This window comes from Catellatospora sp. KI3, from assembly GCF_029948125.1.
Taxonomy (GTDB): domain Bacteria; phylum Actinomycetota; class Actinomycetes; order Mycobacteriales; family Micromonosporaceae; genus Catellatospora.
Genome location: NZ_JASAMB010000011.1, coordinates 203,390 through 215,915, shown reverse-complemented (window position 1 = coordinate 215,915; position 12,526 = coordinate 203,390). Strand labels below are relative to the sequence as shown.

Sequence of the window (12,526 nt, the reverse complement as noted above, 5' to 3'; positions counted from 1 at the left end):
GCGCACGGGCGACGGGGAAGCCGCCCCGATGCCCAGGGGTCACCCTCCGTCGCCGGACGGGTGTCCGGCACCGAACGGGCGGCGAGCGGGACCGCGATCCCCGGGCGGGGATTGGCTAGACCCTATGTGTACGGAGGGGGCACGGCAAGATATCGACAGAAACATTTCCTAAATCAACTTGTAACCCCGCCATATCGTGCAAACGGTGTGCAAGTTTGCGGTCACGGCTTGTCGGCGTTCGGCACGACGCGCAGCCACAGGCACACCACCTCGGTGTCGTCGTCCACGGCGTACCCCTCGCGCTCCCAGTAGCGACGGTGCGCCTGCGCCCAGTGCTCGATGCTGGTGAAGCCCTCCCCCTCGGCCTGCGCGAACTCCCAGGTGACCTCGGCGAAGGGCACCAGCTCGACCCGGGTTATCTCGATGATCGCCAGCACCCGGCCGCCGTCGCCGAGCAGCGCCTCCCGCTCGCCGATGTGCTCCAGCTGCTCCTGCTGGGCGCGGTACTCGGCGAGCAGCCCTGCCGTGGCGGTCTTCGTTCCCGCCAGCACCAGCGAGCTCAGCCGCTCGCGCAGCTCGCCCGGCGTGCCCAGTTCCATCCCGCGCAGCTCGCCAACCCTGGGAAACATGCCTCCAGACTAGGGGCGGGCGGACGGCGAAAGCCGGTTAAGCGCGGGCAGCAGTTCCTTTTGCGCAACGTCGAGGAACTCCGGCTGGGTGTCGCCACCGATCTGGACCACCGCCACGTCGGTGAACCCGGCGTCGACGAACTTCTGCACCGCCTCGACGTGCCGGTCCAGGTCCGGGCCGCACGGGATCTGCTCGGCCACCTGGTCCGGGGTGGTCGACTGCGCCGCGGCGTGGAACGAGCGCGGGTGCGGCAGCTCGGCCATCACCTTCCAGCCGAGGTTGAACCAGCGGAACTGCTCGTGCGCGATGCGGGCGCACTCCTGCTCGTCCGGGCCGTAGCACAGCGCCACCTGCCCGTAGCAGGGACCGCGGCCGCCCGCCTCGCGGTACATCTCGATCAGTTTCGGGTCGGGCTCGACCGCCACCAGGGCATCGGCGTGGCGCGCGGCCAGCTCGCAGGAGGAGCGGCCCGAGACCGCGACCCCGATCGGTACGGGCTGCTCGGGCAGGTCCCAGAGCTTGGCGTCGGGTACGTCGAAGTACACGCCGCTGTGGTGCACCGTCTTGCCCTCCAGCAGCGGACGGATGATCTCCAGCGCCTCGTCGAGCATGTGGTGCCGCTGGGTCGTGTGCGGCCAGCCGCCCGCGACGTGCTCGTTCAGGTTCTCGCCCGCGCCCAGGCCCAGGGTGAACCGGCCGCCGGACATCACCCCGACCGTCGCCGCCTTCTGGGCCACCACCGCCGGGTGGTACCGCTGGATCGGGCAGGTCACGAACGACATCAGCCCGATCCGTTCGGTCGCGTACGCGGCCGCCCCCAGCACCGCCCACGCGTACGGGGCGTGGCCCTGCTCGGGCAGCCAGGGGTAGTAGTGGTCGGAGCAGACGGCGAAGTCGAAACCGGCCGCTTCGGCCCGTACCGCGTCGTCGACGAGGTCGCGCGGGCCGCGCTGCTCGCACATGAGCGTGTATCCGATGTTGGCCATGGCCTGATCAGTACCCGTTTGCGCGCCGGAGCACACCTGCGCCGGCCGGGGCGTACCCCAGCCGGCGCGGCGGTCAGTGCGGAATGAGGCGCCGGGGCCGTGGCCGGTCCAGGCCCTCGCGGAACTCCTCGATGGCCAGGGCCACCTCGGTGCGCGAGCGGGTGCGCTCCAGCGCCGCGCCGTAGTGCAGGTGCCGGGCCAGCCCGTCCAGGTCGAACCCGAAGTACATCGCCATCAGCGGGTTCACGAACAGCTCCGTGCCCTCGGTACGGCCGGTGGCGTGCTCGTCGCCGAAGCCGCCGCGCAGCGCCGAGGCCACCTGCGTGTTCACTATGCTGGCGGTGCGGGGCGCCTCGCGCACCGAGTGCGCCACCGCGTCGAGGTACGCCCGCGCCTCCGGTCCGCCGGGCGGGATCGAGAACGCGCCCAGGTAGGCCCCCGCCCGGTCCAGCGCGGCGATGTTCTCCAGCACGTGGGCGTGGCAGACGCCGTGATGGGAGTCGATGCCGAAGCCCAGGCTGACCACGAGCTTCACCGGCACCGGCAGGCCCGCGACGGCGATCAGGCTGGTCGCGTCCTCCTCCGGCGTGCCCAGCCCGGCCTCGTCGCCGCGCATCAGGATGTCGGTGCCGCCGTCGGCGAGCACGACCGCGTCCACGTCCAGCCTCTCGACCAGGGCGCGGTAGGCGGCGCGCAGGGGGCGCACGCCGGTGCGGTCGAACGCGTACACCACCGGGTCGTGGCCCTGGGTGGCCAGCCACCGGGCCAGGGTCCGCTCCGGGAAGTAGCGGTCGTTGCCGGGGCTGTCCGGGCGGACCTCGGCCAGGCCGGAGCGCAGCCAGGCGGTCGGCGGCAGCGCGCCGAGTTCGCTGACCGAGTAGCCGGCCAGGGTGGTCCGCACCCCGGCGTTGCGCAGGGCCAGGGCGAGCGGGAGCCCGGCGTACACGTCGAAGCCGCCGCCGGCGCCGGCGATCAGCACGTGCCGGGCCGCCCGCAGGCGCCGGGAGAGCGGAGGTTCGAAGATCGCGGTCACGAGCGGAGACCGTAGTGCGGCACCGGGTCGGGCACGAGCGGTTTTCGCCGGTACGGTCCAGGTAGGACCGGAAACGGTCGTACTTTGGGCCGATCTGGTACGGCGCAGGCGTTCGTACGATGAGGCGGTGCGTCGTCTGATCCTCTCCCTCTGGCACGAGCCGGCTCCCGAACCGCCGCCGCGCCGCCTGGCACACGACCGGGTGCTGATCGGCGTGCTGCTGGCGGCGATCGCGCTGGAGGCGGCGCTGCGGGCCACCCTGCCGAACCGGCTGCCCGCGCTGGTGCTGACGGTCGGGCTGCTGCCGACGCTGCTGTGGCGCCGCAGTCACCCCCTGCTGATGATCGCCGTGTCGTTCACCGTGACCACGGTCGCGCCGCTGCTCGGCGACGGGACCCGGGCGGAGCTGGTCACCACGATCTACCTGCTGCTCCTGCCGTACAGCCTGTTCCGGTGGGGGTCCGGCCGCGCCGCCGTGCTGGGCGCGGCGTTCATCGCGGCGAGCGTGGCGGTCTCGTACACCCTGGACCCGTTGCGCCTCGGCGACGCGATCGGCGGCGGGGCCGTGCTTCTGGCCGCTTTCACGCTCGGCACCGCGCTGCGCTTCCGCGCCCGCGCCCGGCAGCGCGAACTGGAGCAGATCGGGCTGCGGCAGCGCGAGCAGCTGGCCCGGGACCTGCACGACACCGTCGCCCACCACGTGTCGGCGATGGCGATCCGGGCGCAGGCCGGGCTGGCGCTGGCGCAGACGCAGCCGCAGGCGGCCGTGGAGGCGCTGCACGTGATCGAGGCCGAGGCCGCCAAGGCGCTGGCGGAGCTGCGCTCGATGGTGCGGGTGCTGCGCCGCGACGAGCCGGCCGGGTTCAGTCCGCAGCCGCAGATCCGGGATCTGGCCCGGCTGGCCGGCCGGTCCGGCTCCGGCCCGGTGGTCGACGTCCGGCTCAGCGGCGAGCTGGTCGGCCTGCCGTCCGCTGTGGACGCCGCCGTCTACCGGCTGGCCCAGGAGTCGCTGACCAACGCGCTGCGGCATGCCCGCCACGCCACCCAGGTCACCGTCAGCGTGGCCGCCGACGACAGCGCGGTGCACCTGTCGGTCAGCGACGACGGCCGGGCGCAGGGCCAGCCGGGCGCGGGCTACGGCCTGGTCGGCATGTACGAGCGGGCCCGCCTGCTCGGCGGCGTCTGCACCGCCGGACCCGGCCCGGTCCACGGCTGGCTGGTGACCGCGCGCCTGCCGAGGCACGCTCCGGCATGAGCGACCCGATCCGGGTGCTGGTCGCCGACGACCAGGAGATCGTCCGCGCCGGGCTGGCGATGATCCTCGGCACGCAGCCCGGCATCGAGGTCGTGGCGCAGGCCGCCGACGGCGCGCAGGCGGTGGAGCTGGCGGCGCGGCTGCGCCCCGACGTGTGCCTGCTGGACATCCGCATGCCGGGCATGGACGGCATCGAGGCGACCAGGCGCATCGACGCGCTGCCGCTGCGGCCCGCCGTCGTGGTGATCACCACCTTCGACCTGGATGAGTACGTCTACGCCGCGCTGCGCGCCGGAGCACGCGGCTTCCTGCTCAAGGACGCCGGTCCGGCGCTGCTGGCCCAGGCGGTCCGCGCCGCCGCCGTCGGCGACGCCCTGATCGCCCCGAATGTCACCACCCGGCTGCTGCGGGCGTTCGCCCGGTCCGCCCCGGACACGCCCGCGCGGCAGCCGATCGAACCGCTCACCGACCGCGAGGAGCAGGTGCTGGCGGCGCTGGCCCGGGGCCGCACCAACCAGGAGATCGGCGCGCAGCTCTACATCAGCCTCAGCACGGTGAAGACCCACGTGGCGAGCCTGATGGCCAAGCTCGGGGCCCGCAACCGGGTCGAGACCGCGATCTGGGCGTACGACACCGGCCGGATCGGACGCCAGCCGCCCCCCTGATCACGAGCGCCCCGGCCGAAAGTACGCCCGATTCCCTCCTCCCCGCGCGCGCCGGTCCGGGCCCGCGGACCGATGGGCCGACCGGCCCGGACCACGACGATCGACGCATGACGACTTCCCCTCACCGCAGGCGGCCGTGGCTGGTCCCGGCCGGGCTGGTGCTGCTGACCCTGATCCCCGCGGCGGGCGGCGGGGCCCGGCTCGCCCAGCTGTTCGGCGGCGCCGAGGTGACCCAGGAGAACGCGCGCTTCTTCGCCGCGCCGGTCCCGGTGCTCATCCACATCTTCAGCGCGACCCTGTTCTGCCTGCTCGGCGCGTTCCAGTTCGCACCCGCGCTGCGGCGCCGCAGCGGCTGGCACCGGGCCGCCGGACGGGTCGCGGTGCCGCTGGGCCTGGCCGCGGCCCTGTCCGGGCTGTGGATGTCGGTGCTGTACCCGGACGCGCCCGGCGACGGCCTGCCGGTGCGCGTGCTCCGGCTCGTGTTCGGCAGCCTGATGGCCGTGTCGATCCTGCTGGGCCTGCTCGCGGCCCGCAGGCGCGACTTCCCGACCCACCGGGTGTGGATGATGCGCGGCTACGCCGTCGGGCAGGGCGCGGGCACCCAGGCGTTCACCCATCTGCCCTGGATGGTGCTGGTGGGCATCCCGACCGGCAACGTGCGCGCCGCGCTGATGGCCGCCGGGTGGCTGATCAACGTGGCCGTGGTCGAGTGGGTCGTCCGGCGCCGCACGCGGCGGCCCGCCGTCCCCGTGCCCGCCTGACGGCTGTGGGTGTGTGCAGTTTCGGGGAAAGTGTGCGAATCAAGCCCGAGATTCCAGCACTCTCCCCGAAACTGCACGCCGAGCCACCCGGCGCGCGGCGCCGGGTCAGGGGGTAAGGAGGGAGATCAGGGCGGTGGGGAGGCTCGCGCGCCAGCAGGCGAGGTCGTGTCCGCCCTGGTATTCGCGGTAGTCGAGCGGGTAGCCCTTGGCCAGGAGCACGTCGCGCAGGTGGCGGTTGGAGCCCAGCAGGCGGGGCTGCTCGATCAGGCCGACGTCCTGGTAGATCCGCAGCGGCAGCCGGCCGGCGGCGGCGAAGCCGCGAAGCAGCGGGCGGTTCGCGAAGTCGGGATCACCGCCGCCGGAGTCGGGCCACCAGAACGAGCCGGACTGGGTCAGCACCAGGCCGAAGCGGTGCGGGGCGTGCAGCCCGGCGTACGCGGCCATCAGCCCGCCGAAGCTCTGCCCGGCCACCACGGTGCGGGCCGGGTCGGTGGTGACCCGCCACTGGCCGCTCGCCCACGGCACCACCTCGTCCAGCAGGAACCGCAGGTAGCGCGGGTGGTCGGTCATCTCGGCGGTGCGGGTGCCGGTGTCCAGCGCGTCGATCATGACGACGACCGCGGGCGGGACGGCACCCTCGGCGATGAGGTTGTCCAGGATCGCGGGCAGGCCGCAGTGCGACCAGTCGTCGCCGTCGAGCAGCAGCACCAGCGGCAGGTCGGCCAGGTCGGCATACCCGGGCGGGCTGTAGGTCCAGAGGCGGCGGGCGGTGCCGAACTCGACGCTGTGATGGAGCTGCTCGGTGAGCGTGCCGGTGGGCACCCCCGGCCGGGGGGCCAGCCACGGCTGCGGCGGGGCGGCGGGCAGTGCGAGCACCGGACGGACGGTCTGGTCGTACGGCAGCGGGCCGAGGGTGTCCGGGTGGGCCGGGTCGCCGGTGGCGGCGGCGTTGAGCGCCTGCCACTCGGCGTCGGACAGCCGCCGCCCGGCCAGCGGCACCGGGGACGGGCAGAACATGTACGTGCCCCGGTGGTCGGCGGGCAGGCGCAGCGTGAGCCGCCATACGCCGTCGTCGTGGCGGGTCATCAGCAGCGGGCTGAGGTCGCCGTCGAGGTGGTGCTGGTAGGACACGGTGTTCAGGCGTACGAACACGTCCGCCGCGCCGTCACCGGCCCAGCTGAACGTGACCTGCCGAAACGCGGGATCTGGATCATCCTCGACCAACATGCGCAGCCCTCCGGGTCGGCGACGGGTCCCACAGCGTATCGACCGACGTCACCCCTTGCCGTCCCCGGCCGCCGCGACGACGCCGCTGATGGTCGGGGTGTCGAAGAAGACGTGCAGCGGCAGGTCGACGCCGAGGCGCTGGCGCAGCCGGGCGGCGATCTTCGTGACGGTCAGCGAGTGCCCGCCGAGGTCGAACAGGTCGTCGTCGGGGCCGAACTCGCCGTGGCCGAGGACCTCCCGCCAGATCTCGTACACCTGCAGGGACAGGCCGGTGAAGGCGCGCGGGCTGGCCTGCGGGGTGAGCACGGTGCCGGCCAGCCCGGCCAGCGCGGCCCGGTCCAGCTTGCCGTTGGCGTTGCGGGGCAGCTCGTCGACGCGTACGAACGACGACGGCACCAGGTGTGCGGGCAGCTGCTCGGCCAGCAGCTCGCGCAGCCGCACCGGCGCCGGATCCCCCACCAGGTACGCCACCAGCGCGTCGCCGTCCACGGCCACCGCCGCGTCGGTCACCGCCGGCAGGGCCCGCAGGTGCGCCTCGACCTCGCCCGGCTCGATCCGGAACCCGCGCACCTTCACCTGCTCGTCGGTGCGCCCGTGGAACTCGATGCTGCCGTCGGGCAGCTGCCGCACCCGGTCGCCGGTACGGTAGAGCCGCCCCAGCGGGGTGTCGACGAAGCGGGCCGCGGTCAGCTCCGGCCGGTCGAGGTAGCCCCGGGCCACCCCGGCGCCGCCGAGGCACAGCTCGCCGATGACGCCCTCGGGCGCCAGGCGCAGCCCGCTGTCCAGCACGTACGCGGTGGTGTTGGCCAGGGGGCGGCCGATGGTGACGGGCGCCCCGTCGACGATCTCGGCGGCGGTGGACCAGACCGTGGTCTCGGTGGGGCCGTACAGGTTGACCAGGCGCAGCGACCGTTTGCGCACCTCGGCCGCGACCGGCTCGGGCAGCGCCTCGGCACCCGAGAACGCCGTCACGTGCGGCTGGTCGTAACCGGCGTCGACCAGGCGCTGCCACGTCGACGGGGTGAGGTGCGCGTGGGTGACCCGCCGGTCGCGCAGCAGCGCCAGCAGCCGCTCGCCGTCGCGGGACTGCTCGGCGGTGGCCAGCACGGTGGTGCCGCCTGTGGCCAGCGGCAGCCAGAGCTCCGGTACGGACATGTCGAACGCGGCCGGGGCGACGGCCAGCCACACGTCGCCGGGGCCGGTCGGGGCCACCTCGGGCAGGGCGTGCAGCAGGTTCACCACGTTGGCGTGGCTGATCTGCACGCCCTTGGGCCGGCCGGTGGAGCCGGAGGTGTAGATGACGTAGCAGAGGTCGCGGTCGACCCGGCGCGGCTCGTGCTCCGGCCCGCTGATCACGACGGCGCCGTCCGGTGCGGACAGCAGCGCCGCCGGGCGGGCGTCGGCGAGCAGGTCGGCCCGGCGGGCGGGCGGGTGCTCCGGGTCGAGCGGCAGGTAGGCCGCGCCGGTGCGCAGCACGCCGAGCAGCGCGGGCAGCAGGTGCGCGGTGCGCGGCAGGCACACCGCGACCAGGTCCCCGGGGCCGACGCCGCGCCCGGCCAGGTCGGCGGCGATGGCGTCGGCCTCGGCCGACAGCTGGGCGTAGCTGAGGGTGCGGTCGGCGGCGATCACCGCGACCGCGTCCGGGACCGCCGCGACCTGCGCGGCGACCAGGTCGGTCAGGGTGGTGGACAGGTCCAGCTCGCGGGCGGTGTCGTTCCAGGTGTGCAGCAGGCGGTCCCGCTCGTCGGCGGCGAGCAGGTCCAGGTCGTGGCGCGGCGCGTCGGGGGTACGGGCGAAGCCGTCCAGCAGCGCCCGCAGGTGCCCGGCGATGCGCTCGGCGTCGCGGCGGTCCAGCCGGGCCGGGTCGTAGTGCAGCAGCAGCGGCAGCGCCGGGGCGGCCGGGTCGTCGAGCAGCTGCACGTGCAGCGCGTTGCGGGCGGCGTGGTGGTGGGCGGTCCAGTCGATCCGCGCGGTGAGCCCGGCGAAGTCGGGTTCGGGGCGGGTGCGGCGGCGGTAGCTGACCGACACGGGGCTGAGCGCGGCGCGGGGGCTGAGCCCGGACACGGCCCGCGACAGCGGGACGGCGCGCAGCGGGTACGCCGCACGCAGCAGCCCGCGCACCCGGGCCACCTGGTCGGCCGCGGTGCCGTGGTCGTCGGGGCCGGTGGCGGGCACGGCCAGCGGCAGCTCGTTGACGAACAGGCCGACGGTGCCGTGCCCGTCGCGGGGGCGGGTGCCGAAGTCGACGCTGACCGTCGGCGCGGGGTCGCCGTACCGGTCGAGCAGGGTGAGCAGCCCGGCCAGCACCACCTCGAACACGGTCGCGCCGAGCCGGTCGGCGGCGGTACGCAGCGCGGCGGCGTCCAACTCGGCGGCGACGGTGGTGCCCGGGGTGGCCGCGGCGCCGCCCCGGCCGCGCAGTCCGGGCAGGCTCGGCTCACCGGCGGGCGCGTACGCGGCCGACCAGTGCTCGGCTGCCGGGCCCACGAGCTGCTCGATGCCGGCGGCCTGGGTGTCGGCGAGGTCGGCGAAGGCCGGAACCGGCTCCGTGGCGCGGCCGGAGTAGGCGTCGGCGAGGTCGGCGAGCAGGATCTCCTTGGACTCGCCGTCGAAGACGAGGTGGTGCGCCACGATCAGCAGCAGGTGCTCGCCCGGCCCGAGCGGGGCGAGGCTGAACCTGACCAGCGGCCCGTCGGCCAGGTCGAACGGGGCGAGCGCGGCCTCGCGGACGAACGCCTCGACGTCGCCGGGCGGCGGCACCACCGCCAGCACCGGCGGCCGGTTCGCGGGAACCAGCCGCACCCGGTCGCCGTCCTGCACGAAAGCGCTGCCGAGCACCGGCTGCCGGGCCGCCACGGCCGCGACCGCCGAGGCCAGGCGGTCGAGGTCGAGCGGTCCGCGCAGCCGTACCGGCAGCGGCATGTGGTAGGCCGTCGCGGCCAGGCCCAGGCGTTCGGTCAACCACATGCCGTGCTGCGCGGGGGTGCTCATCACTGCTCCTCGTACGTTGGTGACTGCGGATCGAGTTCGCCGACCGCCCGCGCGAGCAGGGCGGTGACCCGGTCGGCGAGTTCGTCCATGGTGGACCGGTCGAACGTGTGATGGTTCCACAGCAGATGCGCCGCGACGCGGCCGCCGGGGTGCTGCACCACGGCCAGCTCGGGGGCCTGCAGGTCGGGTTCGCCGCCGGGGGTGGGCCAGTCGGCGTCCAGGGCCCGGGGCAGCTCGAACGCCTCCGAGTCCAGCCCCGGGAAGTGCGCCTGCCCGGCCCAGCTCTCCACCCGCAGCCAGGCCGCGCCGGGGTGCCTGCGGTAGAACTCCACGAACGGGTAGTGCTGGTGGTCCAGCGCCGCCAGCGCCGCCGCCCGGGTGCGGCGCAGCAGCTCACGGGCGCTCGGCGGGCCGGAGGTGTCCACCCGCAGCAGCAGCGACTGGCTCAGGCAGCCGATCAGCGCCTCGCTGCCGGGCAGGGTGCGGCCGGGCACGGGCGACATCAGCACGATGTCGTCGGTGCCGGTGCGCTCGGCCAGCGCCGCCGCCCAGCAGGAGGCGATCACCATGAACGGGGTGGCGCCGTGCGCGGCCGCGGCCCGGTGGAGCCCGTCGACCAGCGCCGGGTCGAGGGCCCATTCGAGCTGCGCGCTGCGCAGCCGGGTGGCGGTCCTGCGCCCGGCGAACGGCACCAGGTTGGCCGGCGCGCCGTCGAGGACCGCCCGCCAGTGCGGCAGCGTGGTCTGCCAGCGATTCCGGGTGTACGACACGAAGTCCCGCACCGTCAGCGCGGGCACCGGCGGCAGCCCCGCCCCGGTCCGCAGCGCCGAGTAGGCCAGTCCGAGTTCACGCAGCAGCACCCCCATCGACGCCCCGTCGAACACCAGGTGGTGCACTGCCAGCCCGAGCACGTGGTCGTCGTCGGCGACGCTGGCGACCATGGCCCGCACCAGCGGTCCGCGCGTGGTGTCGAAGCCGCCTTCCCGGTCCTCGCGGCACAGCTCCCCCGCGTGCCCGGCGTCGCGCGCCGCCGCCCGGGTCACCACCGGCGGGCAGCTGTCCAGCACCCGCGCCACGTCCCGCTCGAACACGGTACGCAGCGACTCGTGCCGTCCGATCACCTCGGTCAGCGCCCGTTCCAGCAGGTCGGGGTCGAGCTGGTCGCGCACCCGGATGCCGATGCTGATCGGGCCGACGTCGCGGGGCTCGCCGGTGGCCCACATCCACGCCAGCATGCTCTCCTGGGTGGAGCTGAGCGGGACCGTGTCGACCGCGGTGGCGCTGTCGCGCCGCGACGGGGCCAGGTCGGCCAGCCGGGTCGCCTGCGCGGCCAGCACCGGGTGGTCGAAGACCAGCGAGACGGGCACGTCGACGCCGAGGCGGGCGGTGGCGGCGGCGGCCAGCCGGGTGGCGCGCATCGAGTCGCCGCCCAGGGCGAAGAAGTCGTCGCCGACGCCGACCTCGGCCGCGCCGAGCACCTCGCGCCACAGCCCGGCCAGCGCCGACTCCGCCTCGGTACGCGGCGCGACCCGCGCCGGACGCTGGGCGAACAGTTCCCGCAGCGCGCCCTTGAGCACCTTGCCGCTTGCGTTGCGGGGCAGCTCGGGCACGGTCAGGATGCGGGTCGGCAGCTCGTACGCGGCGAGGCGGTCGGCGAGGAAGGCGCGCAGGTCGGGGGCGGCGGCCGGGTCGCGCAGCACGACGGCGGCGGCCACGGTGGCGCCGAGCACCGGGTGCGGCAGGCCCAGGGCGGCGGCGGTGACGACCTGCGGGTGCTCGTGCAGGGCCGCCTCGACGCGCAGCGTGGACACCCGCCACGCCCCGGCGTTGATCAGGTCGGACTCGCGGTCGACGAGGTAGAGGTAGCCGTCGGGGTCGAGGTAGCCGAGGTCGCCCATACGCACCCAGCCGTCGCGGAAGGTGGCGGCGGTCGCGGCGGCGTCGCCGTGGTAGGCGCGGGCGGTGTCACCGGCGCGCAGCCACACCTCGCCGGTCTCGCCCGGGGCGGCGGGCTCGCCGTCGGCGGCGAGGATGCGCAGGTCGGCACCGCCCGCCGGGCGGCCGACCGAGGCGGGGCGGTCCGGGTCGAAGACCATGCTGGTGTGCGCGGGCGCGGCCTCGGTGGAGGTGTAGTTGTTCACGATGACGGCCTCGGGCAGGGCCGCGGCCAGCGCTTTGGCGACCGCGGGCGGCAGCGCGGCGGCGGTGCACGAGACGAGTTCCACGAAGTCCAGGCCGTGGTGGTCGAACGCGCCGGCTTCGAGCAGCCCGGTGGCCATCGCGGGCACCAGGAACAGTGATCCGGCGCGGTGGGCGGCGGCGGCGCGGGCGTAGTCGGCGGCGTCGAAGGCGGGCAGCACCACCATGGTCGGGTGCGCGACCATGGCCATGACCAGCATGGTCTGCGCCGCGTTGGTGCCCAGCGGGAACGCGTGCAGCGCGTGGCGGGAGTGCCGCAGCGGCGGGCGGGCCGGGTCGAGGCCGTGGGTGAGGTTGCCGTGCGCGGCCGCCACGCCCTTGGGGGTGCCGGTGGTGCCGGAGGTGTAGACGATCTGCGCGAGCTGTCCGGGTTCGACGGTGACCGGTGGCGGATCGGTTCGGCCACTGTCCAGGGCGGACAGGCTCCAGCCGCCGGTGCCGACGGTCGCGGTGACGCCCGCGTGCTCGTACAGCTCCCGCAGGCGCGCGTCGGGCAGGCTCGCCGACAGCGGCACGGCCACCGCGCCGACGCCGGTGACGGCCGCGTACGCGACCGCGTAGTCCAGCCACCCGGAGCCGTCGAAGACCAGCGCGACCCGGTCGCCGGGCCGGACGCCCCGGTCGAGCAGCCCGTGCCCGGTGGCGTGCGACCGCGTCAGCCACTCGGACGCGGTGAGCTCCGCACCCTGCCCGGTGCCGCCGGCCAGCCGCAGAGCGGTGTGGTCGGGGCGGGCCGCCGCGTGGACGGCCAGGAGTTCGGGCAGGGTGCGGAGCATGGT

General features: G+C 75.0%; 9 protein-coding genes. 3 read left to right on the top strand and 6 right to left on the bottom strand.

Annotation, left to right across the window (positions count from 1 at the left end; genetic code table 11):
- Positions 1-221: 221 nt before the first annotated feature.
- From QEZ54_RS19565 to QEZ54_RS19555, 3 genes are all read right to left on the bottom strand, one after another.
- Entirely contained in the window at positions 222-629 is a 408-nt protein-coding gene (locus tag QEZ54_RS19565) for an ASCH domain-containing protein (protein WP_281306100.1), read from the bottom strand.
- 9 nt (positions 630-638) lie between these two features.
- Positions 639-1,616 (bottom strand): TIGR03557 family F420-dependent LLM class oxidoreductase, encoded by a 978-nt coding sequence (locus tag QEZ54_RS19560; RefSeq protein WP_281306099.1) that lies wholly within the window; start codon positions 1,614-1,616, stop codon positions 639-641.
- A gap of 73 nt (positions 1,617-1,689) precedes the next feature.
- Positions 1,690-2,649: a DUF1152 domain-containing protein gene (locus QEZ54_RS19555; protein WP_281306098.1), complete on the bottom strand. Its 960-nt coding sequence runs from the start codon at positions 2,647-2,649 to the stop codon at positions 1,690-1,692.
- Between the two features lie 127 nt (positions 2,650-2,776).
- Here QEZ54_RS19555 and QEZ54_RS19550 point away from each other — a divergent pair, with 127 nt between their 5' ends.
- From QEZ54_RS19550 to QEZ54_RS19540, 3 genes are all read left to right on the top strand, one after another.
- Positions 2,777-3,904 (top strand): histidine kinase, encoded by a 1,128-nt coding sequence (locus QEZ54_RS19550; protein ID WP_281306097.1) that lies wholly within the window; start codon positions 2,777-2,779, stop codon positions 3,902-3,904.
- Positions 3,901-4,569 carry a response regulator transcription factor gene (locus QEZ54_RS19545; RefSeq protein WP_281306096.1) on the top strand — a complete coding sequence of 223 codons (669 nt, stop codon included), beginning with the start codon at positions 3,901-3,903 and terminating at the stop codon, positions 4,567-4,569. The genes QEZ54_RS19550 and QEZ54_RS19545 overlap by 4 nt, the downstream gene beginning before the upstream one ends.
- Before the next feature lie 107 nt (positions 4,570-4,676).
- Positions 4,677-5,330: a DUF2306 domain-containing protein gene (locus QEZ54_RS19540; protein ID WP_281306095.1), complete on the top strand. Its 654-nt coding sequence runs from the start codon at positions 4,677-4,679 to the stop codon at positions 5,328-5,330.
- Between the two features lie 105 nt (positions 5,331-5,435).
- Here the strand turns inward: QEZ54_RS19540 and fes are convergent, their stop codons facing one another.
- The 3 genes from fes to QEZ54_RS19525 are packed head-to-tail and all read right to left on the bottom strand — an operon-like array spanning position 5,436 to position 12,523.
- Positions 5,436-6,557 (bottom strand): enterochelin esterase, encoded by a 1,122-nt coding sequence (gene fes, locus QEZ54_RS19535; RefSeq protein ID WP_281306094.1) that lies wholly within the window; start codon positions 6,555-6,557, stop codon positions 5,436-5,438.
- Between the two features lie 48 nt (positions 6,558-6,605).
- Entirely contained in the window at positions 6,606-9,548 is a 2,943-nt protein-coding gene (locus QEZ54_RS19530) for a non-ribosomal peptide synthetase (RefSeq protein WP_281306093.1), read from the bottom strand.
- Complete coding sequence (locus QEZ54_RS19525; protein WP_281306131.1) at positions 9,548-12,523, bottom strand: AMP-binding protein; 2,976 nt, start codon at positions 12,521-12,523, stop codon at positions 9,548-9,550. Before QEZ54_RS19525 ends, QEZ54_RS19530 begins: the two co-directional genes overlap by 1 nt.
- Positions 12,524-12,526 lie beyond the last annotated feature (3 nt).

Excerpts from the sequence above, each read along its gene's own strand:
- QEZ54_RS19565 (WP_281306100.1), bottom strand. The coding sequence starts at position 629 with ATGTTTCCCAGGGTTGGCGAGCTGCGCGGGATGGAACTGGGCACGCCG.
- QEZ54_RS19560 (WP_281306099.1), bottom strand. The coding sequence starts at position 1,616 with ATGGCCAACATCGGATACACGCTCATGTGCGAGCAGCGCGGCCCGCGC.
- QEZ54_RS19545 (WP_281306096.1), top strand. The coding sequence starts at position 3,901 with ATGAGCGACCCGATCCGGGTGCTGGTCGCCGACGACCAGGAGATCGTC.
- QEZ54_RS19540 (WP_281306095.1), top strand. The coding sequence starts at position 4,677 with ATGACGACTTCCCCTCACCGCAGGCGGCCGTGGCTGGTCCCGGCCGGG.
- fes (WP_281306094.1), bottom strand. The coding sequence starts at position 6,557 with ATGTTGGTCGAGGATGATCCAGATCCCGCGTTTCGGCAGGTCACGTTC.
- QEZ54_RS19530 (WP_281306093.1), bottom strand. The coding sequence starts at position 9,548 with ATGAGCACCCCCGCGCAGCACGGCATGTGGTTGACCGAACGCCTGGGC.
- QEZ54_RS19525 (WP_281306131.1), bottom strand. The coding sequence starts at position 12,523 with ATGCTCCGCACCCTGCCCGAACTCCTGGCCGTCCACGCGGCGGCCCGC.